The organism is Paenibacillus sp. T2-29 (assembly GCF_052921365.1).
This window is the reverse complement of record NZ_JBREVE010000010.1, coordinates 38,868-63,450: the sequence shown is the minus strand read 5'-3', so window position 1 is coordinate 63,450 and position 24,583 is coordinate 38,868. Positions and strand designations below refer to the sequence as shown.

25 protein-coding genes are annotated in these 24,583 nt (G+C 47.0%); 13 read left to right on the top strand and 12 right to left on the bottom strand.

The genetic code is table 11. The features are described from left to right. The first annotated feature begins 3 nt into the window (after positions 1 to 3). A complete protein-coding gene (locus ACU1JV_RS22320) occupies positions 4 to 1,683 on the top strand; it encodes an ABC transporter substrate-binding protein (protein ID WP_040102227.1) in 1,680 nt (559 codons plus the stop codon). Positions 1,684 to 1,975: 292 nt separating this feature from the next. Here the strand turns inward: ACU1JV_RS22320 and ACU1JV_RS22315 are convergent, their stop codons facing one another. Continuing rightward, positions 1,976 to 3,946, bottom strand: coding sequence for a glycosyl hydrolase (locus ACU1JV_RS22315; protein ID WP_434954335.1), 1,971 nt, complete (start codon positions 3,944 to 3,946; stop codon positions 1,976 to 1,978). Positions 3,947 to 4,388: 442 nt separating this feature from the next. Between ACU1JV_RS22315 and ACU1JV_RS22310 the strand changes: the two genes are divergently transcribed. The 3 genes from ACU1JV_RS22310 to ACU1JV_RS22300 all read left to right on the top strand — a co-directional run bounded on the left by ACU1JV_RS22310 (position 4,389) and on the right by ACU1JV_RS22300 (position 6,935). Beyond that, positions 4,389 to 5,183 (top strand): GNAT family N-acetyltransferase, encoded by a 795-nt coding sequence (locus ACU1JV_RS22310; RefSeq protein ID WP_413987462.1) that lies wholly within the window; start codon positions 4,389 to 4,391, stop codon positions 5,181 to 5,183. Positions 5,184 to 5,204: 21 nt separating this feature from the next. Then, entirely contained in the window at positions 5,205 to 5,471 is a 267-nt protein-coding gene (locus ACU1JV_RS22305) for a hypothetical protein (RefSeq protein ID WP_413987463.1), read from the top strand. Positions 5,472 to 5,600: 129 nt separating this feature from the next. After that, positions 5,601 to 6,935: an SMI1/KNR4 family protein gene (locus ACU1JV_RS22300; RefSeq protein WP_413987464.1), complete on the top strand. Its 1,335-nt coding sequence runs from the start codon at positions 5,601 to 5,603 to the stop codon at positions 6,933 to 6,935. A gap of 112 nt (positions 6,936 to 7,047) precedes the next feature. On the opposite strand, the gene ACU1JV_RS22295 is transcribed toward ACU1JV_RS22300, so the two are convergent. Together ACU1JV_RS22295 and ACU1JV_RS22290 are read right to left on the bottom strand one after the other, a co-directional pair. Next, on the bottom strand, positions 7,048 to 7,809 hold the full coding sequence (locus tag ACU1JV_RS22295; protein ID WP_064964304.1) for an SDR family oxidoreductase: 762 nt from the start codon (positions 7,807 to 7,809) through the stop codon (positions 7,048 to 7,050). 290 nt (positions 7,810 to 8,099) lie between these two features. Next, a complete protein-coding gene (locus ACU1JV_RS22290) occupies positions 8,100 to 10,535 on the bottom strand; it encodes a UvrD-helicase domain-containing protein (RefSeq protein ID WP_413987465.1) in 2,436 nt (811 codons plus the stop codon). Positions 10,536 to 10,847: 312 nt separating this feature from the next. Here ACU1JV_RS22290 and ACU1JV_RS22285 point away from each other — a divergent pair, with 312 nt between their 5' ends. Both ACU1JV_RS22285 and ACU1JV_RS22280 read left to right on the top strand, forming a co-directional pair. Next, the gene (locus tag ACU1JV_RS22285; RefSeq protein ID WP_019686039.1) at positions 10,848 to 11,693 is read left to right on the top strand and encodes a zinc ribbon domain-containing protein; all 846 of its coding nucleotides are present in this window, start codon (positions 10,848 to 10,850) and stop codon (positions 11,691 to 11,693) included. 65 nt (positions 11,694 to 11,758) lie between these two features. Continuing rightward, entirely contained in the window at positions 11,759 to 12,547 is a 789-nt protein-coding gene (locus ACU1JV_RS22280) for a TrmB family transcriptional regulator (protein ID WP_413987538.1), read from the top strand. 8 nt (positions 12,548 to 12,555) lie between these two features. Here ACU1JV_RS22280 and ACU1JV_RS22275 read toward each other — a convergent pair whose 3' ends face one another. Beyond that, on the bottom strand, positions 12,556 to 13,188 hold the full coding sequence (locus ACU1JV_RS22275; protein ID WP_413987466.1) for an NUDIX hydrolase: 633 nt from the start codon (positions 13,186 to 13,188) through the stop codon (positions 12,556 to 12,558). Between the two features lie 172 nt (positions 13,189 to 13,360). Between ACU1JV_RS22275 and ACU1JV_RS22270 the strand changes: the two genes are divergently transcribed. Beyond that, a complete protein-coding gene (locus ACU1JV_RS22270) occupies positions 13,361 to 13,654 on the top strand; it encodes a hypothetical protein (RefSeq protein ID WP_013308601.1) in 294 nt (97 codons plus the stop codon). Positions 13,655 to 13,726: 72 nt separating this feature from the next. Next, entirely contained in the window at positions 13,727 to 14,428 is a 702-nt protein-coding gene (locus tag ACU1JV_RS22265) for a histidine phosphatase family protein (RefSeq protein WP_264218017.1), read from the top strand. 84 nt (positions 14,429 to 14,512) lie between these two features. On the opposite strand, the gene mscL is transcribed toward ACU1JV_RS22265, so the two are convergent. After that, positions 14,513 to 15,007, bottom strand: a complete 495-nt coding sequence (mscL, locus tag ACU1JV_RS22260) for a large conductance mechanosensitive channel protein MscL (RefSeq protein WP_413987467.1) — start codon at positions 15,005 to 15,007, stop codon at positions 14,513 to 14,515. Positions 15,008 to 15,158: 151 nt separating this feature from the next. Between mscL and ACU1JV_RS22255 the strand changes: the two genes are divergently transcribed. Beyond that, a complete protein-coding gene (locus ACU1JV_RS22255; protein ID WP_337684139.1) occupies positions 15,159 to 15,602 on the top strand; it encodes a carboxymuconolactone decarboxylase family protein in 444 nt (147 codons plus the stop codon). 18 nt (positions 15,603 to 15,620) lie between these two features. Beyond that, positions 15,621 to 16,559 carry a sigma-70 family RNA polymerase sigma factor gene (locus ACU1JV_RS22250; protein ID WP_413987468.1) on the top strand — a complete coding sequence of 313 codons (939 nt, stop codon included), beginning with the start codon at positions 15,621 to 15,623 and terminating at the stop codon, positions 16,557 to 16,559. A gap of 84 nt (positions 16,560 to 16,643) precedes the next feature. On the opposite strand, the gene ACU1JV_RS22245 is transcribed toward ACU1JV_RS22250, so the two are convergent. The 5 genes from ACU1JV_RS22245 to ACU1JV_RS22225 form a co-directional block, all read right to left on the bottom strand. Continuing rightward, complete coding sequence (locus ACU1JV_RS22245) at positions 16,644 to 16,982, bottom strand: DUF4870 domain-containing protein (protein WP_040102217.1); 339 nt, start codon at positions 16,980 to 16,982, stop codon at positions 16,644 to 16,646. 144 nt (positions 16,983 to 17,126) lie between these two features. After that, positions 17,127 to 17,810 carry an MOSC domain-containing protein gene (locus tag ACU1JV_RS22240; protein ID WP_043886083.1) on the bottom strand — a complete coding sequence of 228 codons (684 nt, stop codon included), beginning with the start codon at positions 17,808 to 17,810 and terminating at the stop codon, positions 17,127 to 17,129. Between the two features lie 458 nt (positions 17,811 to 18,268). Further along, positions 18,269 to 18,550, bottom strand: a complete 282-nt coding sequence (locus ACU1JV_RS22235) for a hypothetical protein (RefSeq protein ID WP_019686045.1) — start codon at positions 18,548 to 18,550, stop codon at positions 18,269 to 18,271. Between the two features lie 30 nt (positions 18,551 to 18,580). Beyond that, positions 18,581 to 19,732, bottom strand: coding sequence for an MGDG synthase family glycosyltransferase (locus ACU1JV_RS22230; RefSeq protein WP_413987469.1), 1,152 nt, complete (start codon positions 19,730 to 19,732; stop codon positions 18,581 to 18,583). Positions 19,733 to 19,775: 43 nt separating this feature from the next. Continuing rightward, positions 19,776 to 20,813, bottom strand: coding sequence for a serine hydrolase domain-containing protein (locus ACU1JV_RS22225; RefSeq protein ID WP_413987470.1), 1,038 nt, complete (start codon positions 20,811 to 20,813; stop codon positions 19,776 to 19,778). A gap of 363 nt (positions 20,814 to 21,176) precedes the next feature. Between ACU1JV_RS22225 and ACU1JV_RS22220 the strand changes: the two genes are divergently transcribed. From ACU1JV_RS22220 to ACU1JV_RS22210, 3 genes are all read left to right on the top strand, one after another. Further along, positions 21,177 to 21,365 (top strand): hypothetical protein, encoded by a 189-nt coding sequence (locus ACU1JV_RS22220; RefSeq protein ID WP_007428354.1) that lies wholly within the window; start codon positions 21,177 to 21,179, stop codon positions 21,363 to 21,365. Positions 21,366 to 21,467: 102 nt separating this feature from the next. Further along, positions 21,468 to 22,250: a type I methionyl aminopeptidase gene (gene map / locus ACU1JV_RS22215; RefSeq protein ID WP_013369239.1), complete on the top strand. Its 783-nt coding sequence runs from the start codon at positions 21,468 to 21,470 to the stop codon at positions 22,248 to 22,250. 183 nt (positions 22,251 to 22,433) lie between these two features. Then, complete coding sequence (locus ACU1JV_RS22210; RefSeq protein WP_264218078.1) at positions 22,434 to 22,946, top strand: GNAT family N-acetyltransferase; 513 nt, start codon at positions 22,434 to 22,436, stop codon at positions 22,944 to 22,946. On the opposite strand, the gene ACU1JV_RS22205 is transcribed toward ACU1JV_RS22210, so the two are convergent. Together ACU1JV_RS22205 and ACU1JV_RS22200 are read right to left on the bottom strand one after the other, a co-directional pair. Then, on the bottom strand, positions 22,935 to 24,194 hold the full coding sequence (locus ACU1JV_RS22205; protein WP_413987471.1) for a DUF438 domain-containing protein: 1,260 nt from the start codon (positions 24,192 to 24,194) through the stop codon (positions 22,935 to 22,937). The two genes, ACU1JV_RS22210 and ACU1JV_RS22205, sit on opposite strands and share 12 nt — an antisense overlap. 14 nt (positions 24,195 to 24,208) lie before the next feature. Next, positions 24,209 to 24,436: a DUF1858 domain-containing protein gene (locus ACU1JV_RS22200; RefSeq protein WP_025675801.1), complete on the bottom strand. Its 228-nt coding sequence runs from the start codon at positions 24,434 to 24,436 to the stop codon at positions 24,209 to 24,211. Positions 24,437 to 24,583 lie beyond the last annotated feature (147 nt).

The window sequence follows — 24,583 nt, the reverse complement described above, 5'->3', positions numbered from 1 at the left end:
TCCATGAAGTCAAGAAAAAATAGAATGATCGTACCTTTCGTAATGTCACTAACTTTAGTGGCGACCCTTGCAGGGTGTAGTGGTAATAATCCGTCTGAGGCTACCAAGGCCGTAACAACAGGAGACATCACGCTTACTTATTTTTCGGAAGACTCCAGTACAAATTGGAATAACATGAAGGATGAAGTCGGTAAGGTCATCGCTGAAAAAACCGGAGTAACCCTAGATGCTGAATTCGCTGTCGGAGACCCGGTCCAAAAGATTTCATTGATTGCAGCCACAGGAAACTATCCTGATTTAATCGCTGCTAAGGCGGATGTCGGCAAACTTGTCGATGCTGGTGCAATTATTGATCTGACGGATTTGATCGACAAGCATGCACCGAATATCAAAAAAATGCTGGGAGACAAGCTTGTTCGGACGAAGTACAGTTTGGATGATCAATCCATCTATGTTATTCCGACCTGGTCTGCTGTCGAAGAGGAAAAAATCAAACCCGACGTAGGATTTAAACTCCAACACCGTGTCGTCAAGGAAGCGGGATACCCAGACATCCGTACAGTACAGGATTTCGAAAAAGTCATTAAGGACTATATCACCAAGCATCCGACGGACGAAAATGGCAACAAAAATATCGGACTGTCCCTAAATGCCGACGATTGGCATATGTACCAGGTAACGAATTCAGGCTTCCAGACGACCGGGGGACCAGACGACGGCGAATACTACATTGATCAAAAAACTCACCAAGCGACTTATCATTTCCGCCGACCGGAAGAAAAGGAATATTTCCGTTGGTTGAATCACATGAATGCCATTGGATTGCTTGATTCGGAAAGCTTTGTGCAGAAGACCGATCAGTTTAAGGCAAAAGTGGCATCTGGCCGCGTACTGGGTCTGGCCGATCCGGAATGGGACTATGGCGACGGACAAAATGCGCTGAAGGCGGAGGGCAAATTCGATCAGACTTACGGTCATTACCCAGTCACCATGAGCAAGGAGTACAAGGATACCAACTTCTGGCTGCCTGGTTTTGATGGGGGATATGGAATCTCGATCTCTAGCAAGTGTAAGGACCCGGTACGTGCCATCCAGTTCCTCGACTTTCTGGCATCGGAAGAGGGTCAAGTCCTGAATAATTGGGGGATTGAAGGCAAGCATTACACAGTTAAAGACGGCAAACGGACGATTATTCCGGCTGTACTTGAACGGATGAACAATGACAATGCGGCTTTCCAAAAAGAGTCCGGAATCGGTCTATATTGGAACTTGATGGTCCATTATGGTGATGGCATCAAGGACTCAACTGGCAACTATTTTACTCGTAGTTATCCGGAACTGCTGACAGCGACTTATAACAAGTCGGAGAAGGAAGTGCTTAAGGCCTATAAGATTGAGCACTGGAAGGATCTATTCCCGAAGGAAGATGAATTCCAACCGAGAGCATATGGAGCAGCGTATACGATGCCTCTTCCCAATGACGATCCGGCTGTTATTCTCGGAGCCAAGATGAAGGATATTACATGGAAACGGATTCCGGAAGCTGTCATGACTAAACCGGAAAACTTCGACAAGGTTTGGGACGACTATATGGCAGAACTGGAGAAAGCCGGAGTACAAGAAATGGAACAATCCTTTACCAAGCATATCCAAGACCGAATTAAGCTGTGGTCCACTAACTAACTCGTTTCGCATAAAAGAACGGGGCCGTTTCCACTTTCCAATTGGAGAGGAGACGGTCCTTTTTCATTAAGGTTTGCGATAGACTGCATTCGTTCAGGTTATAAATCAAAAGCGGCCACCCCGGTTACTTTCTGAGGTGGCCGCTGTTCTTTAGAGACAGGCTTCTACGCTGCTTCATGGTGCTGGATGGGACGGTACAGTTATGGGCACGTTCAAAGTAATACCAAGTTATCACCGTTGTTATCGAATTCGATCACATACCCAAAGTCCGAATATCCAAAATAAGAGTGCCTTACTCCGCTTCATTCTTGGACGAAGTAAATAGGTCTTGGGGAAGCTCATCCCTCGTAATCACGTAATCGCTGTTGAACACTTTTATGAGATGATCCAGGGAGTTATATTGTCCGTTGCGGATGAAGTCGCCTGTCCATGTGGTGAAAAAGAGCCAATGTGCTGAATATGTTTGAAGTAATTCAGGATCGCCAATCGGGCCGTTTTCGGACAGACCAACCAGCTTCTTGCCTTGTACGAGATTCACCAAGCTGTCATACTTGCCGATACTGGGGCTATAATTAGCCGCCTGGTTGTAGATATCCACACTTACAATATCGACGACATCGTCTCCCGGATACCACTCGGGGCTCTCGGAGTTCCATACCCAGATCAGGTTGTTCAGGTGATGGTAGTTTGTTAGGCGGTCGTACATGATATGGTAAAGTTGCTTGGCGGAGTCTGGCCCTTGGGCGCCCCACCAGAACCATTTGCCCTCCGCCTCGTGCAGCGGTCTCCACAGCACCGGAACGTGAGCGTCTTGGAGGCGTTTCAACTGAGCAGCAATAGCATCGATATCCCTTAGGATAAGCTGATACTCTTCCGACTCGGGATGAGTAAGCGCATATTGAACGTCGAATGTAGTAGCGTCCGTGTAAAACCCGCGCCACCATTCTTTGCCGGGAATATCATGCAGTCCCTTAGGAGCATTCCAGTGCCATGCGAATGTGACAATTCCACCTTCTTTGGCCCATTGAATCGCCTTTTCCACTTCAGTTGAGGTGGCGCCATGTTCGATGCGAGAGGGGGAATAATCCATCATGTCCGTTGATAATATGGCAGGATACTTTCCAGTTTGGTCTTTAATCCACTGGGCATCCTCAAGAGTGTGCTGACCGGAAAGAATGTTGCTGCCGTAACTATCGACGAGATAACCCATAAGTGCCTTGGTTTCCGCAGTCGCATTCGGGTTTACTGGCTTTTTCTCAATCTGATACAGTTTCGGGGGAGACACTGCTGACAGCTTGACGTAGTCGATATGATATTGGTCCGAATCGACATTGAACTGTATGGTATTGTTTCCCGCACTCAGCATCAGTTTACCGCCAGATACCTCTGTGTAGCTTGCTGTTGTCGGGAGTGATGTTTCGCTGGTCTGGCCATTGACCACCAATTGGGTCTTTTTGTCTCCATTGGGGTTACTGTAACCGATTACAAGATTGTAAAGCCCGCTTGAGGCTGCGTTATAGGCAAAGGTTAACGACCCTGTGCCTTTAAAGGCTGCGTAACCGGTACCGGAATAACCCGTATCAGCAGCCTCGATGCTGACCTCACCAGTAATGGCTCCGTCTTCGGCTTCCATTTTGCTTATTGCAGCTGGCAGATTGGCGAATTCAACCTTCACATACTCGATCCCGTAATATCCCCAGCCTCTTGAAAAAGTCAGCTCGTTTGTGCCAGCATTCAGCATGATCTTAGTTACCATTTTCTCGTTCACCGCCACACCTTTCGGAGGAGCAGCCAGCGTTATGTTTTCAGCTATTGTGCCATTGACTTTGATGCTGGTATCCTTGGAGCCGGTGTCCGCCGGAATGTAGTAGCCGAGGCTCAGCCTATAAAGACCTGCTGTAGGTACGTTCACTTTAAACGTAGCCGTCCCGTCAGACTTGCCGGAATTAGGGTCATAGTCATAAAAGAAGGATACATAGCTATCGCCTTTATAAAGCGTATCGCCGGTATAGGGTGTATCCCGTTTTTCTACACCGTAACCTTGAAGAATTGCATCTTTGGAGCTGACGACTATAGGAGAGGAATTGCCGTTAGTGGATAAATCTTGACTTGCATTCATCACCGGTCGGTCTTCAACATCGGTGACCAAGGGAGCTGATTCTGCTTTTGCTAAGCTTGGAATTAAACTGAGAGATACCAACAAAAAGGATAAGAGAACAAAGCTGAGAATACCGAAAGACCTTCTTTTCCATGGATCTGGCATATTATTCACTCCTTGAATTAGTAGATGTTACCGCCTCGATTGACCTGCAACGCATATTACAGAAAACGCTTTCATTAGTGTGTACATATTAAGTACACTTTGAAGTAATCGATGACAGGTGATTAAGGACCAGCTTGCATTTTTAAGCATTCTTTCTTCGTTTGTATGCGTTTTCAATATTTGTCATTAATTTTTTAGGACCTCACCTCTCTTTAATTTCATCATAAATTAGAGGCGAGGCAGGAACCATACAATGAATTTCGGAGAAAATCATCCTTAAATTATGGATTTTTATACTTCGATAGCAAACAATCTTTATATTTTTTGAAACGCATAGCTCAAGATTGTTAAGGCTACATGGGATAAGCGGGAAGGATCATTTCCATTTGTGGTATTATGCCAATAAGAATATTACCCACATGGGAATGAAAGGGACTAATACATGATTTCTCATCGACTGCTTAGCGACGAAACTGTTTATCAATTAACGAACCAGATTCATAGAGACCAACACTTGTTATTCTATAGCTATTTAAGTCAACGTAAGGAGCAGGCTAAATTTGTTGGTCAATATGTAGATGACAAGCTGACAGGGGTCTTAGCATACTTTTGCGGGCTCTCCTTCCCTGCGTTTTCTTTCCACTGCATAAACCGAGAGAAACTTAACTTTTCAGCTCTTATTGCTTTTACTGAGGAACTCATTCAACTTAAGAAAAATACCGTTTGTGGTACAATCCTGTGTGATCGTGACCTACAACTTTTTCAGTCTCATGGGCTCATAACGGGTAACCCACAACGTTTCTTAACGATGAAACATATGGATCAATCGAAACTGCTTGATTCTAACTTGGCTGAGTTAGTTAAGGAAAACGAAGTTCCAGAAATAGTGGATTTATTACGAAATGGGGGCATGAAATTTTTTACGAGGAGCGAACTCGAACAATATCCTTTCCTTGGGATCAAGGAATGTGGTCATTTTATTGCCGTAGGTGGCTTTCACTTTTATGATTCTAAGCTCGTGGAGCTCGGAAACATATATACAAGCCCTGCTCACAGAGGGAAAGGGCTAGCAAAGCACTTGACGAGCCAACTTACAAAACTGGGCAGAACGCTATCATCAGATGTCTATCTGGGAGTAATGGAGGAGAACCAAGTTGCTGTACAACTTTACAAGGGCTTAGGCTATGAGGTTACGGCTGAACAGACGATTGTTGATTTTAAACTATCTATTGATTGACGAAAGAGGAGGGAGAAGGTTTTGGAACAGAATGATATTAATATTCATCAACTGACTGACGAGATCTATCAAATTTTACACAAGAGAATGGATAAACTAGGTATAGCATACGGCATCGTTAGTGAATTTAGTTACAATCCTGAGGAGCCACCGTCATGGATTATTAGTATCGAGGATTCTGAAATCATGCTCACCTCGTCCATCTTGTTCCAATATATGAAACAGCATCAAAATTTAGAGGATACGTTAACTCATTTTATGCGTGATCACTTTTCATACTTCAATTAAACAGTATCCACCGTATTATAAAAACTTACTTAAAGATCATATCAATGTAAAGAGGTAAGACCCATAAAGAATGAAATTGCTGGATAAGCAAGTAAAGGAAACTGGCTAAGTCTACTGGAGGGTGCAAATATGTGGTTTGGGAAGAAAGAAACGCAACTGGATCGAATAAAAGACAAACTGAATCAGGCCATGCGCAAAGACAAGGATTTCTCGGTGTTTGGAGCATCCTCACATCAGTACAGGGTTAAAGAGAAGCTTACAGCAAAAGAGCTGGCGGACTGGCAAGCCCACAATCAAGTCACCCTACCCGAGCCTTACGCGCTGTTTTTAACAAACATCGGCAACGGAGGCGCCGGACCCTATTATGGAGTTTATCCGATTGAAAAGGCAACTTCCTATACCGAGCACCAGGCACTCCTTGCAAAATCCGTTCTGCATCCCGGGATGGCCAAAGAGGAATGGAACCATCTGATTGAGCCCTTGACCAAGGATGAGGACATCCCTGATGAGGAATACGATGACGCCCGTAATAAGGTGCTGGGCGGCATGTTGTGCATAGGTACCCAAGGCTGCGAATACGACATGTATCTCGTACTTGAAGGGAAATACAGGGGGAGAATTGTGTACACCTCCGATTTTCATCCCGATCATCCCTTTTTCTTTGTCTATGAAGACAGCTTTCTGGACTGGTACGAGCGCTGGCTGGATGAAATTATTTTGGATTATGATATCGGGTGGTTTGGCAGTCGAATGCCGGGTGATGAGAATGCACTGATCCAGATGTATCAGAGCGCTCCAAACGAAGAAATCCAAGCAAAGGCGCTTGATGGAATGTTCAAGTTTAAGGAAGTTGCCCAGCCAACCCTTGGTTTTTTGAAAAACATTGCGGAGCAAAGCCCAAAAAATCGGACCACAGCTGTTTGGCTAATCTGCAAAACTTCTTTTGACAAGGGTAGAAAATATCTTCTGGAATTGTTGCAATCGGATGAACATAGGGATTTTCTGCAAGCTTTAACGATTCTGCACGCTTCCAGTAAAACAGCAAATTTAACGGAATTTATTCCAGTGATTTTGCAAAGTCTTGACAGGATTCATGACCCGGAAACGTTGCGTTATGCAGGATATATTTTAGAGGATTACGGTGAGATTACGCTCCGAAATTTTGCGCCTTTCTTGTGTCACGCCGACCCGAAAATGCAGACCACTGCCATCTATGCCGCGCGTAGTTGCGAAAACAAGCAGGGAAGCTGGCAGATCATTGAACAGATGTTGATAGGGGGCGACCCGCAGGTTCTGAAAAACATGATTTTATACTGGGGCATTATTCCACATGAGAAGTTGCTGCCTTACTATAAGGCGGTATGGCCGGAATATAAAAAAAATCCGAATTTCAAAGAAAAATTTATCGGTTGTTTGCGAGAACTACATTTGCCAGATGATTATTTCGATAAAGACGAATCGTGAGAAATGAGATTTGGGAATTATGATAACGTGCCAGCAAATTCTACAAGGTAAATCAATAAAAAGCGAAATAAAGGAAAGGGCCATCCCGCAAAAGGATGGCTCATTAAGCAAGTTATTCTATTGAGTTTTTCGTTGCCTTATACATATTTTCTACGTGTTCGTCGACTTCATTTCGTGACATGCGTAGGCGAGCCACAGAAGTACCATATCCTATTTCTATTTTACCTTCTTCTAATCCTTTGAAAATTCCATCTGCGAAGTCATCTAATGGTTCTCCTTGCGTGTGCAATCCTGCTCCACCTAAATCTGTATTCACTGCCGGAGGGACAACTTCAATTACCTCTACAGACGTATCAGAAAGTTGGTGTCTTAGGCTAATTGTAAATGAATGAAGTGCCGCTTTCGTTGCTGAATAAATCGGAGCAATCACAAACGGCGTAAAAGCTAACCCAGAAGTGACATTAATGATAGTCGCCTCTTCTTTTGTTGCAAAATATGGAGCCAGCAGCATGGATAGATGGAAAGGTGCTTCAATGTTAGTTGTGATTTCTTTACTGAAATAATCCCAATTGTTTTTTGCATCCGTTTTTAGAACGTTAAAGCGTTGTTGGATACCGGCGTTGTTAACTAACACATTTACTTCTGGATAGTTGGTTGTTACCCAATCCGATAATGCTATACGCTCGGATTCAATATTCAAATCACTTACATGAGTAATAAGGCTAGGCAATTTCTCTTTCGCTTTTTGAAGTACATGTTCACGTCGTCCAGAAACAATGACTTTATTTCCAGCTTTTAAAAATCGTTCTGCAAAAGCTAATCCTATTCCAGTACTTCCACCCGTAATTAGTATTGTATTTCCTGAAAGTTTCATTATATGTTCTCTCCTTTTAGGGATTCAATTTTTAACGAAATTTATCTAGAATAAATGAGGGTTAACTTAGATAAAATGATATATAAAAAAACGGCAGATTAGGATTTTATTCTCACATCCTAGTCTACCGTTTTTTATTTGATTTAGTCTGTCTAAAACTTATTTTTGCAGGGTGCCGGGAAAATGTACATTAGTGCTTTTTTGGATTCATTACAGGTCTGCACAAGCCGGACTGGAAATGACGAATGCAGTGGGAGTACAGCTCCATAGCGGCTATACACGCCTCGCACTTATCTGGCCGGGATGTTGCGCGTTCCCTCCGTCATCGGGGAGGAGCAAAGCGGACACACCGGTGGCGTGCCTGCACTGGCCCCCGTGGTGCGGCGTCCACCTACTGTGTCGCGCCGCATCCACGCCTTGCAGGCGGCGTCCGTGCATTTCCACACAGGCACATCGACGCGTGGCTCTGTCTGTGACCTAGCCGCCGCCGAGGCCGTCCGTGCTGTAGTGGCGGCTGGGGTTGACCCCGGTCTGCTGCTCACGCGGGTTGCCGTGCCAGACGCTGGCGAACCACCACCGGCCCGGCTGCCATAACCCGAAGTACCCTTCGGTTGGCCAAAGCTGCTGCGACGCGTGTCCGGCTTGGAAGTCTCGGGGGGAGTGACCCCATAGGCTTCCAGCAAGAAGCGAGACACGGGGGCAGGCTTGCCGTGATTGGAGGCGGGGGAGGTGATGTACAGCAGCTCCTTCGCCCGGGTGACGGCCACGTAAGCGAGGCGGCGCTCTTCCTCCAGCGCAGCATCGTTATCCACAGCCGTTGCGGGGGCGGCGCCTGCCCGACGATCCTCTGGCAGCTCGCTGTGTAGAGCCGAGCTATGCGGAAGGATGCCTTCACTTGCTCCGATCCAATATACGCAAGGGAACTCCAGTCCCTTGGCACGGTGGATCGTCATGAGCCGAACAGCATCGCTGTCTTCCTCTCTGCGCAGAGATTCCATCTGGCGGTGGCGCTCTGAAAGCTCGTCCGCAAAGTTGACGAATGCCTCTACCGTGTCAAAGCGCTTGGCTGCCGTTTCAAGCTCCTCCAGACTTTCTTGCATCGTTTCCTTATAATGTGTCCACGCGCCCGTATCTCCGCTTTCCAAATACTTGTCATAAAAGACGCGCCGCATTTCTTGAATGGCATAGGCAGGCTTCATGGTAGTGAGACTGCGAATCAACCGAATGCGTTCTTTCACCTGTTCACGCTGAAAATCACGTAGTCGATCCCAGCGGCTGAGGTGGATTAGCGGGTATTTTTTAGCCTGCTGTTTCTCTTCGCGCATAATCCATTCCATCCCAGCCTCACGGGAGACATACAGCGGTCCAAGGGTACTTGGAATGGATTCCATTCGACGGGGATTCAGCGACAAGCGCAAGTGATCCATTAAGGGACGAATCAGAGACTGATCGTAAAATACGGCTCCTGCTCCGTACTGAATAAATGGGACATCCCGCATAATTAATTGCTCAAAAATAGATCGGCTTCCGCTGGCTGTCCGATGTAAAATAGCGATATCCCGGTAGCGAAGACGACCTTCTTCTACCTGCCCTAGCAGATGAGTAACAATATGTCCCGCCTCTTCCTCAGGCCCGGATGGGGTCGCAAACTGTGGCGGCAAGCCCTCGCGCCCGGCAGCCGCAAGACGTTTGGAGCGTCGATGAACATTTTTGGCGACGATGTTGGAGCCCAGCCCCAAAATGCGTGCATCACTGCGATAATTAATATCAAGAGTAATGACCTTTGCATCTTTATAGACCTTATCAAACTCCAGAATGGATTCCTGGCGGGCTCCATTAAAGGTATAGATCGTCTGGTCATCATCTCCGACGACCATCAGATTGCGATGCCTCGCAGCCAATCGTTGCACCATTTCGTATTGCAGGGCATTCGTATCCTGAAATTCATCGACCATGATATAGGAAAAACGTCGTTGAAGCGGCTGAAGCACATCCGGATCACGCAGGAGAACGGAGGCACGCAGCAGAATATCGTCAAAATCCATTTTGCTCCGTTCCTGTTTCCACGCTTCATAGGCGAGCATGGCACGCTTGGCATCCGCTTCCTCGCGTATGGTTTCCGGCAGCTCATCTGCGCTACGGCCTTCCGCTTTCCAGGCGGAGAGGGCGGACAGCAGGCTTTCCGGCTGGAAAGCCTCACTCAGTCCAAGCTGGCGCAGCATCATTTTCATAACGGTATGCTGGGCCTGTGTTTCACCGAACACTTCATCTTGCACACCGCGATGTCGAAGCATCGCCAAAGCGAATGAGTGGAAGGTACGCGCCTGTACTGCGCGTGCAGCGGCAGGTCGCACACCGGGTAGTCCCGCGATGCGCAGCTTCATTTCGGCAGCTGCTTTGCTGGTGAAGGTCACCAGCAGGATGGACGATGCAGGGACATCCCGCATCGCCATGAGGTAGCCTGCACGGGCAGCCAGCACCGTAGTTTTACCGCAGCCAGCCCCTGCCAGGGTTAGAAGGGGGCCTTTACCATGGCGTACAGCCTGAATCTGCGGGCGGTTCAGATGAATGCCCGCGTTCTCTATAGCACGGAAAAAAGCCGCGTCTTGGTCGGTGTCGGGTACCAGCGTTATACTGGTATCCATAGAAGCTCGACGCGCCTGAGGGCTCGTCGTTGAATAAGGAACCCCGATGGGTCGGGGGTAAAATGCAGGATTTGGGTTCATGATCCTGAAACCCCTTTCGTTCTTAAAATCTTCCATTTTCACAAATGGGGGTAGTTTTTGGTATGATAGAGTTCTAGTCAGCTTTAGTTGATGATAAGAACAAGGCGAATGGACTAAAAATGATGCTGAATTCATGCGGATCTAGAGCAGGAGCGTCAGAACGTTAATATGTTGACGCCAATGCCTATAGCCTCAAACAGGCGATATGACCGCATTCCATTATACAGGAGTTCGAGGCTTGCCAACAGAAAAAAACTTTGGGATATACGGACGGTACAGTGAAATCCGGCTGGATATGGGGAGGAAATGACGATGAAGCTGATTCAACGTATAAAGGAAGGCGCTAATCGCGCAACAGAAAAGGCGCAGCATGCTGTCGAGATTAGTAAGATTAATTCGCAAATTACAACGATTCAGCAGGAAATGGATGTTCATTTCTTACGAATGGGTCAAATCTTTTACGAAGGCTACCGGGCATCCGATATGTCAGTGGCTGAAACCGAGATGACACAGTTGTCTACTGCTTGTGATGAGCTTCAGGATGAAATTGATGAGCTGCGCAGTAGAATTGCAGAATTGAAAAACGCCCATTTATGTACCTGTGGTGCAGTTGTGCCGCTGGATGCGAACTTTTGTCCCAAATGCGGACGCAAGTTAAATGGAGGGCAGGCTGCCTCCAAGCAAGTAGCGGCCGTGCGGGAAGAGGTTCCAACAGACGCCTATTCTTTTGATCTGCGCAAGCCTGAGGCAGCGAAGGATGCTGTGCCTGCCTACATGGAGTATGCAGAAGATGAAGTCATCGATCGGCATGAACAGGATGAGCGGTATGAAACGCACGATCCAACGGAATCAGACCGCAATTACACGGTGTCTGATTTTACTCCGGAAGAAAAAGCGGCATTCGATGAAGAGTGGGAGCGCCGTCGTCAGGAAGAACTGGAGAAAGAACACCATCGTCTTGAAGAACTGGAACGTGAACGGGAGCGTCAGGAGGAGCTGGACGAGCGCATTCGATATTGGAAGGCCAACAATTCGGGGGCAGAGAAGCCGGCAACACCGTCAACGCAAATACGCGAAAATGTAAAATGCCAAATCTGCACAGCGGAATTACCCAAAGGCTCCAAATGGTGCCCACGCTGTGGAGCTGAACAGATTTGACGCAGCCGAACAGGCTGCCGCAGGACACAGACATAACGCCGGGCAGCATAGGGGGAACAGAACATATGGAGCGTTTGCTGCAACATCTGCGGAATCTGGGTTTTACGGAGATGGAAGCCAAGGTGATGGTCGAGCTTTCGAGACAAAATGCGGCTTCCGGCTATGAAGTTGCTAAGCGTTTGGGGGCATCGCGCTCCAACGTGTACGCAGCTTTGCAGCGTTTGGCCGGGCAGGGATATCTCAGAGCGAGTGCGGGAGAGCCTGTACGCTACAGCATGCTGCCGCCGGGTGAGCTGACCCGAATGATCGAAGGGCAGATGCGGGAGTCCCTGCTGGCGGTGGAGAAGGAGATGCCACGAACAGAACCAGCCAAGCCGACCTTCTACAACGTGGAAGGTGACCGGAAGGTGCTGGAAAGTCTGACACGCGAGCTGGAACGGGCAGAGCATGAGATTGTGCTGAATTTGTGGCGCGAGGAAGCCGAACTGCTGCGGGAAGCGTTGAAAAAAGCCGAGAGTCGGGGTGTGCGTCTGCTATGGTCCTGCGACAACGGAGAAAGTATGTTGGGACCGTGGCTACCGCGTGCGTCTGGTACAGACGGACAGGAACCGTCAGGGCGTAAGTTTTCCTTTGTTATTGATCGGCGTTGGTGCATGCTGGGTATGCGGGGAGAGAATTGTCCGACACAGGCGCTTATTACCGAGCATCCGGTGATGACAGGTTTGCTGCTTGATCATTTTGCCCAGGATCTTATTCTGTATGAGCTGGAGCATGATATGGGCAGCGAGCTGTCGACCCGATATGGCTGGCGATATGAAGGCATTATCGGCAAATATATGTCAGCTGGAGAATAGTATAAGGATTACTGGGAGGGAAGTTCCATCAGGGCCCGGCATACAGTTGTAATATAGCCCGCTTGATGAGGCACGAATTGATCCGGTGTAATCAGGCGGCGAGTTTTTTCTGGGTTCGGCCCCGACGTAATACCTTGGGCTTCGATAAATGGAATATGGCCTTCAAACAGATATAGTGCTTGGTCAAGGTCTGCTTCGTACAGTCCGGCTACTTCTTCCTGCTGGAGACAATAGGCTTCCAGGGGCTGGTTGGACAGCAGTCCAAACACCGAGCTGACCTCCCGATCCCAAAAAGAGGTGCCCTGTGCGGTACCTTTACTTTCATACCGAACGGTCATCAGTGGTGTTAAGGAGGTAAAGGGAACATAAATGCCTAGTTCTTCCTCCAGCTCGCGAGCCGCCTGGGACATATCTTCGCCTGAAGTCAAATGCCCGGCTGCTGTAATATCGTAGCATCCGGGAAAGGTGTCCTTTGTATCCTGACGCTGTTGGAATAGCAAGCGGCGGCCTGTCGAGGTGTCTCGTGCCAGCCAGCAGTGAAAGGTATGATGCCAGTAGCCCTTGGCATGTGCTTCCTGTCGGGAGGCTGTGCCGAGGGGGTTGTTTTCATCGTCGTAGATATCCAGAAGCTCGCTAGTCATCGTGATTCCTCCTATAATATGCAGAAAATCAAAGTCTACTTTACAGTATAACGTGTTTTCCGTTCTGACGATATGATGGACGATGTGGAATGCGGAGTAGCTTTTGGGGTATGCTGGGAACATGGGGATTTGCGCCATAACATAGCTTTATGATTGAAAGGAGCGATTTTACATGGAATGTATTGTACATTTCCGAGTTATGCATCCAGAGGAGCCCAAGGAACTGCGTGGGCTGATTATGCTGGAAAGCGGAGGCAAGCCGGGGATTGATCAAATAACAGATATGTTCAAGAATATGGGCTATGATGTGCGTCCAGACAATCCCGAGGAATTGATTTTTAAACCCGTCGATGCCAGAGCGAACTATACATATATCCGGGTAATTGAGCTGGATACGGGTGAGGAAGTTTATCAGGAAGACAGGGATTTGCGCGCGATTTTGGAAACCTTGCTGAATAAGCATTAAAAATTAGGAAAACTCACTGTTGGAATGAGATAAAGCGATCCTGTCGCCATTCATAGGAACGGAGAACAAATAATGAGATTGTATATTATCCGACATGCAGACCCCGATTATCCTAACAACACCATCACGCCAGAGGGTCATTTGGAAGCCAAGGCATTGGCCAAACGGCTGTCCAGTCACGGACTGGACCGTATTTACGTCTCTCCTTTGGGACGGGCCTTGGATACGATGCGGTACACCGCCGATTCTCTCGGTATGACTTATGAAGTGGAGGACTGGACGCAGGAGCTGGCTCTAAAGCTGGAGGATACTCCATACGGTCGTCTTTCCCATTGGGATTTGCCTGGTGAAGTGATTCGTTCCGGGTCGCCTCTGCCGACTCATGATTCTTGGAAGGAAATTTCCTATTATCAAGGGACGCAAAGTCCTGAAACCTTCGAGCGACTGAAAGTTCATTCTGATGAATTTTTGAAGCGGCAAGGCTTTGAGCGGGTGGAGGGCAGGTACCGAATTCTGAAGCACACGGAAGACAGGGTAGCCGTATTTTGTCATGGCGGCTTCGGGCTAACCTGGCTTGCACATCTGTTGGAACTACCGTTGGCTTTGGTCTGGTCCGGTTTTTGGATGCCGCCTAGCTCCGTAACCACCATCTTGTTTGATGAACGCTCCAAGGAATGGGCAGTTCCCCGTTGCATTGGCTTCGGTGATGTCTCCCATCTGTACGCAGAAGGTTTGCCAGTCAGACCTCGGGGTATTATCACCAACTTCAATTAATGATTTTTAGAGCCATGCTAAAAACGGCTTAAGACGATGCACCGTCTTAAGCCGTTTGTTGTATTCATAGGAATGTAGTTCGAGTCAGCGTGCTTCAACGAATCCCTCTAGCTTGGAAGTGCAATGTGCACAGCGGGTAGCAGCTATAGGGATTTCGGACAGGCAATGTGGACATTCCTTGATTGTTTTTTCCTGAGGAGGTTTTTCTTCCTCTTTGCGCTTCAGCATGTTAATCCCTTTGACGAGCATGAACACACAGAAGGCCACGATGAGGAAATCTAGCAGGACATTAATAAACTGACCATAGGCAAGGACCGCAATCCCTGCTTCCTTGGCTTGTGCCAAAGTCTTGCGTGTACCGTCAGCATTTAGAGGGTCGGCAGCTTGTAAAGCTACATATAAGTCTGGAAAATTCATACCGCCCAGAAGTTTACCAATCGGAGGCATAATAATATCGTTTACCACAGAAGTAACAATCTTGCCAAACGCTCCACCAATGATAACACCGACCGCGAGGTCAATCACGTTACCCCGTACAGCGAATTCTTTAAATTCTTTAATAAAACCTTTTTCACTCATGTGAGTGCACACCTTCTTTGCATAAAATCATTTATCTATAATACATGCTATGTCAATTGAGGGCAATTCCAAATTGATGTATTGCACTTTGTCACAAAATCACATGTTCATTTGTCTTCTGTATGTAAACCAATAATGGAGGCGATGTATCGTGAGTTTAAGATTTAACCACAGAGCAGTGAGTCCTAGTACATTCAAGGCAATGATGGAGATGGAAAAGTATATTTCCGGTCGTTTTACAGACAAAGTATTGTACGAACTGCTGAAAATTAGAGTATCCCAAATCAATGGCTGTTCCTATTGTCTTGATATGCATGCAAAGGATTTGCTAAAACTAGGGGATTATGCTGACCACATTTTGCAGCTTGCTTTATGGCGGGAGGTTCCTTTGTTCACAGAAAAAGAACGTGCTATGCTTGAATTAGCTGAAGCGGTCACTCATATTTCAGAGCAAGGGGTACCCACAGACTTGTATAATCGAGTCAGAGAACATTTTACAGAGGAAGAGTACTTAGATTTGATCACTGCCATTAATGTGATCAACAGCTGGAACCGGATTGCCATCGCGACCGGGATGTATCCAGGCAGTCTTTAATGAACAGGGGGCTACGTTTTGACTGGCAAAGAACAAGGGATTGAACAAGAATCGGGGGAATCGGTGGATGTAAGTCTGGAGGAGCTGTATCAAAAATATCGCAAATATTCTTTTGCCATTGCTTATCGCATGCTTGGAACGGTTACGGATGCCGAGGATGTCGTTCAAGACTGTTTTGTTGAGCTGGAGAATAAGCCCCTGAATGATATACAGAATCCCAAAGCCTATGTAGCCAAAATGACGATGAATCGGTGTCTGAATCTACTGAATTCTGCGCGTAAGCAAAGAGAGACATATGTAGGAGAATGGTTGCCGGAGCCGCTGGGTGAGAGTGCAGATCTCCCTGCCGATTGGTTGGAACGTAAAGATATGATTTCTTACGCATTTCTGGTTCTGCTGGAGCAGCTAAAACCGATAGAGCGAGCTGTTTTTGTGCTGAGAGAAGCTTTTCAATATGATTATAAAGAAATTGCAGAATTACTGGGCAAGACCGAGAGCAACTGTCGGCAGTTGTTCAGTCGTTCCCGTCGTATTCTATCTTCCGGAGAATCTGCTCCTGAAGCTCCAATCAGTCCTAATATAAATAACTCTTCCCGGGTAAAACTGCTGGAGCGTTTTACAACCGCCTTTCTCGCCTACGATGTGACTGCTATGCTGGAACTACTGGCTGAACAACCTATATTCGTGTCAGATGGTGGAGGTAATGTGCATACAGTGATGAGGCCGATGGTTGTACGCAAAGGCGTTCTCGCCCTGTTGACCTCTCGTCGGGTATTAACCGTTTTACGAGAAAGAGAAGTGGTCCACACCGTCATTAATGGTGAGGTTCAGCTGGCATTTCTGAAAGACAGTGAAGTGAGAGAAACCTTATGCCTCATACTGACACCGGACGGGGAGCATATTCAGAATTTTTATTTAATGGTTAATCCAGATAAGCTGGGACACATCCATATATGACAGAAGAAGCTAGCGTAAAAAAATGAACTGCCCAAACATAAAAAACCTTGATTCCTTGCTTAGGATCAAGGTTTTTTGCTGTTTTCATAACTGCCGAGCTTGATGAAGAGCCAGATCGCCTATCCAGGGAAGCTTGAGCCACTTTCCTTGTCCCGCACGAATTAACAAGATAATCCACAAGGCAAGGCTTGCCAGCGTTAGCAGGGAAGCGAGGAAAGGACCGAGTAGCGGAATGAATCCGACCAGCACATGTCCGATCATGAGGGCTACAAAAAGAAGTATGGATTGCAGTGCGTGAAATAATACGAATCGGCTTTTCTTTTCCAGCATGACAAAGGCCAGCGCGCCAATAAAGGCGAACAAATAGCACAGGACAGCTGCTATATTTTCATCCAATCCTGTGGAAGACTTATAGACTGACATGTCAGGCATATCCTCCTTTATAAAAGATTCAAGCTAAGTCTCCGTACTATACAAGCTATGAGGATAGGATTGAAAGATATGCCCGATCTCGGTAAAAAAGTTGTCTCTACACAAAACATACTAACTCATTGAACCACTTCCACCTTACGAATTGCCTGATAGTCTTTCCCGAGAATCCGTTTCGGTTCCCGCCAAACGTTTTAGAAACGTATTTCTCCAGTTTACGGACAATTCTTCCACTTCGAGAATTTGTTTAATACCCTCGATATGATCCTTCTCTTGATGCATAATTCGATTGGCAAATGAAACTGTAATTGCTTTCGGATGGCGATGGAGGAGGGATAGTCCGTCGGCTTTAGAGGCAACTCCCTCTTCCAGAACGCGGAAGTAGAATCCCGTGTAGCCTGTTTGCTGTACCTTCAAGGGCATGTCCGGTACGCCGTACTTGATGGACAACTTGTAGCAAGGCTGTCTCGGCTGGCTAACTTGAACGATAGCTTTGCCAAGCTTAAAGACGTCTCCAATGCAAACGTCGGATTCTAGCAAACCCTTTATCGTTAAATTTTCCCCGAACGCGCCGTAATCGAGCGGTCTCCGCAATTCATTTTCCCAGAACGGATAGTGCTCGTAGGGATAGACGCATACAGCTTTCTCTTTACCCCCGTGATGAACTAGATCGCCCTGCCCATCCCCTTCGAAGTTTAGATAAGATAAATACAAATATTCATCTGTGGCCGACTTGAATATCCCCGTAGAAACGTCCTTCTGATTAAACTGGATCTGCTTGGGCATGCCGACATTAAGTGAAAGGATTTTAATAGATGCCATTCGGATCACCCTTACTCTTTTTACATTTCGGTAATTTCTTCTTTTGACTCTGTTCGTCCCCGTTTCCATTTTACACTCCTCTATGCGCTATTTGCGAATTTTTGATTAGTCTCCGTTAATGGGATAGAGTCCTTTTTGGGCAACTCATCGTTCCGGGAGCGATGTTCTCGTTCGAACATACCCGATCTCGGTAAAAAATGAATTAGAGAATGTGTATAAAAATACGAAAAAGGCTGAACGAAAAGAATTCGTTCAGCCTTTTAAACGGTTATGCACATGTTTTGCACATGTTGTATACACTTTATCCACCGCATATTAATGTTTATCCACAGAAGTAGCATGATTTATACACAAATTGTGCACAATCTGTAGATAATATTACGATAATTTATACTTTGCACACAGTTTGTCCACAAACTATCAACATATTGGGTGTAATTGTGGATATACTTCCGTAATTATCGGTCACCAGTTTTCAAATGGCGGCGTGGGTGTGTGATTTTACCCATTTTATTCTTGTCATCCTCTTTGGGGATAAGTCGTTCATCGGTACGTCCTTCGTGATGGTTATCAAAGGCATATTCGGTCATTTTCCACTCGGAAGTACCCAAAACAACATCAGCTGGAAAGTGCTGGCCTCTGTGCAAATGTTGCTCATGTCCATCCTCATCCACATAAATACCATCCACTTCTACCTTTTCACCCGTTAGTGGGAGTAAATCCTTTCCTTTGTGTTCCATTGGTATCCCCTCCGTCTGGCTTATTCTTCGTTAATTTGTCCGGACAGAGGTTCTTTTATCCTCAAGCTGCTGTAAAATATCCTCGGCAATCTGGTCTGCGGGATGAGGTTTGCGAAGTAACTCAATCGCCTGCTTCATTTCCTTAGCAAGAGAGGGGGTGGAGATCAGATCCAGACAATGTTGAATCAGTTCCTCTGTTGTGCGAGCAATGCGGGCTGCTCCTTTTTGCTGCAGATACAGAGCATTATTTAGTTCCTGCCCGGGTACGGGTTTGAACACCAGGATAGGTAAACCCGATGCGATGCTTTCCGAGAGTGTGATACCGCCAGGCTTTGTAATCACCAGATTGCTTGCTCGCATAAGTGCCGGGACGTAGTCCACGAATCCGTAGGTGTAGATGTCGGGGTGGTCCGCATACAGCGCATCCAATTCTGCTTTTAGCTGCTGGTTGCGTCCGCAGACGATCAGCAGTCGTAGCTGCGGAAGTCGGCTTAAATGACGACAGATATCCAGTATGCCGGATAACACACCATATGCACCTGCCATAATGAGCAACGTGGTCGTCTCAGTTTGTAACGGTGGGATTACCTGTTGCTGATCAGGGACTTCGTTGACAGATAGGTTATAAAAAGAAGCGTGAATCGGAATCCCGGTCGCGGCAATACGTTCGATAGGTATTCCTCGCTGTGCGGCTTCCTGCTGAAGATCCTCAGTGGCTACATAGTAGCGATCAATATCGGGATGCAGCCAGCGCCCATGCAGGTCAAAGTCTGTAACCACGTTGACAATAGGCAAATTCATTCCCATTTTGCGGCGTAACGCCGGGAGAGCGAGCTGCGGGAACGTATGGATTACGAGATCCGGCAACTCCTTTTTCAGTGTGAGAGCAAGTTGACGCATTCCGAATGAATGCAACACATGGCCAAAGGCCGATTTAGCCTGCATACCGCGCGTGATGTTATAGACCCAGCCGTAAAGCTGTGGAATGGTTTTGAAGCTTTGCATATATACAAATTTGGTCAGCCCATTCAACCATGGATGTGATTCAGCCATCAGGTCGAGTAGTTGTACCTCGCAGTGTCCGAGTCTTCGCAGACTATCCATGATTGCCCGGGCGGCCTGCACATGGCCTTCCCCGTAGCTGGCGTATAATATTAGAATTTTTGGTGCTGAGACTTCCATGATTGTTTAGCCCCCTATATTCAATAAGCACATGTAGCTCATTTTAGGAACGTTCCAAGTTGAGGGAGGATACAGCTGGCAAAACGAAACGTTCTAGCAGTGTTCGTGGGTTTTTCCAACGGCTTACCTTGCTGTCTGCTGTAAATACCACGACTGCATTCGCTTCCGGTATCAGATAAATTTGCTGTCCTCCATGTCCGTGTGCACAGGCATAATCAATGCCGTGGAGTCGTCCAGTCCACCATTGGAATCCGTAATCTCCGAATTCCGGATAGCCTTCAATCTGTCGCTGCGTCGCCTCATGCAGCCAATCGGCTGGAATCAATTCTCTGCCATTCCAGATGCCTTGATGAAGGCAGCAATCGCCGAATTTAGCCATGTCTCGCGACGTCAGATACAGTCCGATGTGGCCCATGGTGTAGCCCTCTGGATCTTGTGCCCAACCACTTCTCCCGAACCCTAACGGTTCGAATAAATGCTGGAGAGCATACGTATAGGCGTCAATCCCACAGCAACGGGTGAGCAGAACGGACAACAGATGTGAATCCACACTGCGATATTGGAATACGCCGATTTGATCCTCCTGTACAGGTAAGCGTAGGGCAAAGGACGGCCAGCTTTTGCTGCGATGAAAACGGTGGATAAAGGCTTCACCGAGCTTTTTGCCCGTCTGCCAATACAAGCCTGACGTCATAGTCAACAGATGACGAATTGTAATCCGTTCTAGCAGTGTTTCCTTCCGCTTGGGTAAATACTCAGGCAACAACTTATGCACAGCAGTCTCTAGTCCGGGCATATCCCCACGTGTCATAGCAATGCCGACGAGCGTGGAAGTGAAGCTTTTGGTTGCGGAACGCAAATCGTTCAGAGAGCTTGCTTCATGACCGTTGTAATAGCGTTCCCAGATCAGCTTGCCGTGGCGAAGCAGCAGAAAGCTATGCATTTTCGGAAATTTGGCTCGGATTTCGTGGTCTGCCTGATCAAGTAGGGAGGCATCGATGTCTTCCTCTTCACAAGTTCCGAGGTTCAGCGCAGATAGACGGGCAACAGGTGCAGTGAACAGTGGAGCATAACGGCTCATCCTTTTCCCCCCTTGTTATGTTTATTTATTTTACCCCAAACACATACGCTCCAAAAGCCGATAAATAAGGTATACCTCTATGCAGCAGCTAATTGAGAACTCCAAATGATATGAAGCGTAAAAGATAGGTAAAATCAATGTAAATTTACTGGAAAGCTGAAAGCTGTATCTGAATATGGTATAATGGGGTAGTGATTCAGCCAAAAGAAAATCGGTTAATAATAGTGTCAGGTACATGCCTCGCATAAGGCATTCCCGACCTAAGCTGCACTAGACATACTACTTCACTGCATAAGGACATCAATACTTTTCGGCATTCTCTTCAACGGAGCACTTATTTTCAACGTTTTGGGAGGGAGTTACATGGCAACGAAAGGTCATAATGAAGTTAAGGAAAGTCTGCGGGAAATGACTCGAATTTTCCGGCCTAAGGATCCCAAAAAATTTGTAAAGGAATATGTGCGAAAATACCGGATAACAGGAGGGTATGAGGAAGAGTTGACCATGGTGGTGGAAAACGAACTCGGCCGCATAAATTCTTCAGTATCTTAAGGGTTCGCTTACGAACAACTAGAAACACGACTTTTATAAACCGTCTATCCACAGAGGAGACGGTTTTTTTGTGTCCGTCCTGCATACAATGGGATAGGTTTAGTGAATTTGTATGCTCAAAGGAGGCGGATTCCAATAGAAATAGCGATACGAACACCGGAGGAAATCGGCTACATGAGGGAGGCCGGACGTATTTTGGCAGATTGCCATCGTACGCTGGAAAGTCGTATTCTTCCGGGAATCACAACGCTTGAAATCGATGCTTGGGTGGAGCAATTTCTAAGCAAGCGTGGAGCTACGCCTGAACAAAAGGGCTACAAAGGGTTCCCTTATGCTACCTGCGCTTCGGTCAATGAGGTGGTATGTCACGGCTTTCCCTCGGAGCGGGTGCTTCATGACGGGGATATTGTGACCATCGACATTGTGGTCAACAAGGACGGGTGGCTGGCTGACCGGGGATGGACCTACGCAGTGGGTAACATCAGCCGGCCGGTAGCAAAGCTGTTGCGGCAGACCCATAAGGCGCTAATGCGAGGCATCGACGTTGCCCGCCCCGGCAGGACATTAGGGGATATCGGGCATGCGGTGGGAAAAGCGGCAGGCTGGCGGCGGTACGGTAACGTCAAATCTCTGATTGGGCATGGGATCGGCCGCCAAATGCATGAACCGCCGGACGTTCTCCACTACGGTCGTGCCAGAACAGGATTGCCACTGCGCGAAGGGATGGTGATTACCATTGAGCCGGTATTTACCCTCGGACCCGAAGGCGCGGTGCTCTGGGGGGATGATGGTTGGACCATCAGCACAGCAGACGGCAGTTGGGGCGCTCAATATGAGCACACCATTGCGATTACAAAGAACGGTCCTTATATTTTGACCTCGTAAAAGAGTATTGTGCCATAGGGAGTCCAATGTGCGGGTCGTGTGCATAAGACTCTCTTGGTAAGTTTTTTAGGATGGCATATCCACTTCACCAAACAATGAGCTTCTTGTTATAGATCATAGATCGAGATTCGGATCGTCGGTATAATAGGAGGCATAATATTGGAAACTAGGAGTGGAACCCACATGATGATCAGGGAAGCGATGATATCAGATGCCGAAGACATCGCCAAGGTGCACGTAGACTGCTGGAGAACGACATACAAAGATATCATGCCTGCCGAGGTTCTGGAACGTCTTTCCTATGAGCAAAGAATAGAATTATGGAATGCGAATCTATCTACTGAAGACGGTCACCTCGTATATGTGGCTGAAAATGAAAAAGGGGAAATTATCGGATTTGTGAGTGGAGGTCCGGAAAAGTCAGGGGAATATCCCCCGTATGGGGGAGAGATCACGGCTATTTATGTTTTGAGTGAATACCATAGTTTAGGGCTCGGTAAGAGACTTTTTCTACGCTTGCTTCAACATTTTAATAGTATGGATATTCACTCTGTTATGGTGTGGGTGCTGGCAGATAATCCAGCGTGTACTTTTTATGAAAGACTGGGGGCCAAGCCTATAGTAGAACAGCATATTATAAATATGGGTGGCAAAAACCTGAACATGGTGGCTTACGGCTGGCTGCTATTCCGATAGAATACGTTTTTGTCCTTCCAAGGCGCGAATAGGAGCGATATTTTGCGTGAATTCCAGCGTTCCCAGATAGCGTCCTTCGTTATCCCGAACGGCAAAATAACGGATGTAGACAAATTTGTCCTTGATTGGAATCCAAAAATCCTCAACATCCTTGCGGCCGGCCTTAAAATCCTCCAGCAGTTTCTCAACGACATGCACGCTTTGCGGCGGATGGCAATTTTGCACGGTACGACCAATGACGGCCTTTGTGCGGGCAAAGATCCGTTCTTTACCGTGAGAGAAATAGCGAACAACATCATTTTCATCGATAAAGGTCAGGTCCACAGGCAGATGATTCAACAGCAGTTCCAATTGTTGTACAGATACAATCCCTGTCTCAAATCGCACGAACCCTTGCGGAGTGCCAGAAGTGTCTTCTTTTTGCTCAAGGGCTTCTACAGGCTCCTCTGCCCGTTCAGGTATCCATTCACGCTCAGGAGCGGTCAGGCAGAAACCGATTTCCTCGCTTTCCCGGGCTATTTTTAGCCATTCATCCTCGGTCAGCTTACTGAGTGCCATCGGCAGCAAAATATTTTCTTCCTTGAATACCATTTCATTCACTTCGCTCATGATATGGGCAAGCGCCTTCCCGATCTGCTCACGATCTCCGTTATATTCGGTGAGCAACTTCTTCGCATCCTTGATTGCGGCACGAATGCCGTCGTCCACTCCCCACATTACTTTGGTTGGACCAAAGATTCCATAACGTTCTAGATAAGGAAAGACCAGATTTTCTTTGCGGCTATAGTGTTTGTCTACATCCATCAGCAGACTTAAATCCTCAAGCAGCTTGTAAATAACCTTGGGACTGTCTTCTTTTTGAAATTGCTCTGCATGCAATGCCAGCTTAAAGTTGACTAGCCGTTCGATCTCACGATTTTCCAGCTTAAAGGTGTGAACAGGATGTCCCGGTTGTTCCTCAGGTCCTGCAGGACGGTGAATATCCTCAATAGAGCCCTTGAATATCGACGTATGAACGGAACAGAGGCGTTGGACTTCCGACACCGGAATTCCTTCCTCAGTCATTAAGGCATGCTCCATCGCTGAAATTTCTGCCACACTTACTCCACCAACAGCCTCTGCAAAACGCGCTTTGACTTCCTCCACGCTTTTCCCAGCATGTAGTTCTTTAATAATTTCCTTCAGTATTCGCTGACGCTCCGTTAATTCCTGTGCTGTATGTTCACGGTTGTTAATTAGCTCGCTCATGATCGTTAACCCCTTTATTTTTGAATGGTAAAACCATGTTGCATAAACGTCTGCTGCACAGTTTCCATACCTATTTTCTTCAATGCAATTCCCTTGGACAGTGTCATAAAACGTCCTGCGGTTTGGAGCATACCGGGCTTGGCAATATCGTGAAAACCTAGTTCTACCATAATGTCCTTCACTTCAGGATGACGATTAACAAGGTTAAATATGGACTCATCCCAATGCAGTATTTTATCCATTTGTTCATCCCCTCGATTGAGAACGTTTTTCATTTACAGAGTAGCATAGGTCCAAACGAGCTATTGTGATTGTACGCACAATATTGTTCAGGTGGTTGACAACTGTAAATCTTGGTTTATATACTGTGTATAAGGATATATACAGTA

Coding starts and splice junctions, on each gene's coding strand:
- ACU1JV_RS22320 (WP_040102227.1), top strand. CDS start 4: ATGAAGTCAAGAAAAAATAGAATGATCGTACCTTTCGTAATGTCACTA.
- ACU1JV_RS22315 (WP_434954335.1), bottom strand. CDS start 3,946: ATGCCAGATCCATGGAAAAGAAGGTCTTTCGGTATTCTCAGCTTTGTT.
- ACU1JV_RS22310 (WP_413987462.1), top strand. CDS start 4,389: ATGATTTCTCATCGACTGCTTAGCGACGAAACTGTTTATCAATTAACG.
- ACU1JV_RS22300 (WP_413987464.1), top strand. CDS start 5,601: ATGTGGTTTGGGAAGAAAGAAACGCAACTGGATCGAATAAAAGACAAA.
- ACU1JV_RS22295 (WP_064964304.1), bottom strand. CDS start 7,809: ATGAAACTTTCAGGAAATACAATACTAATTACGGGTGGAAGTACTGGA.
- ACU1JV_RS22290 (WP_413987465.1), bottom strand. CDS start 10,535: ATGAACCCAAATCCTGCATTTTACCCCCGACCCATCGGGGTTCCTTAT.
- ACU1JV_RS22285 (WP_019686039.1), top strand. CDS start 10,848: ATGAAGCTGATTCAACGTATAAAGGAAGGCGCTAATCGCGCAACAGAA.
- ACU1JV_RS22280 (WP_413987538.1), top strand. CDS start 11,759: ATGGAGCGTTTGCTGCAACATCTGCGGAATCTGGGTTTTACGGAGATG.
- ACU1JV_RS22275 (WP_413987466.1), bottom strand. CDS start 13,188: ATGACTAGCGAGCTTCTGGATATCTACGACGATGAAAACAACCCCCTC.
- ACU1JV_RS22270 (WP_013308601.1), top strand. CDS start 13,361: ATGGAATGTATTGTACATTTCCGAGTTATGCATCCAGAGGAGCCCAAG.
- ACU1JV_RS22265 (WP_264218017.1), top strand. CDS start 13,727: ATGAGATTGTATATTATCCGACATGCAGACCCCGATTATCCTAACAAC.
- mscL (WP_413987467.1), bottom strand. CDS start 15,007: ATGAGTGAAAAAGGTTTTATTAAAGAATTTAAAGAATTCGCTGTACGG.
- ACU1JV_RS22245 (WP_040102217.1), bottom strand. CDS start 16,982: ATGTCAGTCTATAAGTCTTCCACAGGATTGGATGAAAATATAGCAGCT.
- ACU1JV_RS22240 (WP_043886083.1), bottom strand. CDS start 17,810: ATGGCATCTATTAAAATCCTTTCACTTAATGTCGGCATGCCCAAGCAG.
- ACU1JV_RS22235 (WP_019686045.1), bottom strand. CDS start 18,550: ATGGAACACAAAGGAAAGGATTTACTCCCACTAACGGGTGAAAAGGTA.
- ACU1JV_RS22230 (WP_413987469.1), bottom strand. CDS start 19,732: ATGGAAGTCTCAGCACCAAAAATTCTAATATTATACGCCAGCTACGGG.
- ACU1JV_RS22225 (WP_413987470.1), bottom strand. CDS start 20,813: ATGAGCCGTTATGCTCCACTGTTCACTGCACCTGTTGCCCGTCTATCT.
- ACU1JV_RS22220 (WP_007428354.1), top strand. CDS start 21,177: ATGGCAACGAAAGGTCATAATGAAGTTAAGGAAAGTCTGCGGGAAATG.
- ACU1JV_RS22210 (WP_264218078.1), top strand. CDS start 22,434: ATGATGATCAGGGAAGCGATGATATCAGATGCCGAAGACATCGCCAAG.
- ACU1JV_RS22205 (WP_413987471.1), bottom strand. CDS start 24,194: ATGAGCGAGCTAATTAACAACCGTGAACATACAGCACAGGAATTAACG.
- ACU1JV_RS22200 (WP_025675801.1), bottom strand. CDS start 24,436: ATGGATAAAATACTGCATTGGGATGAGTCCATATTTAACCTTGTTAAT.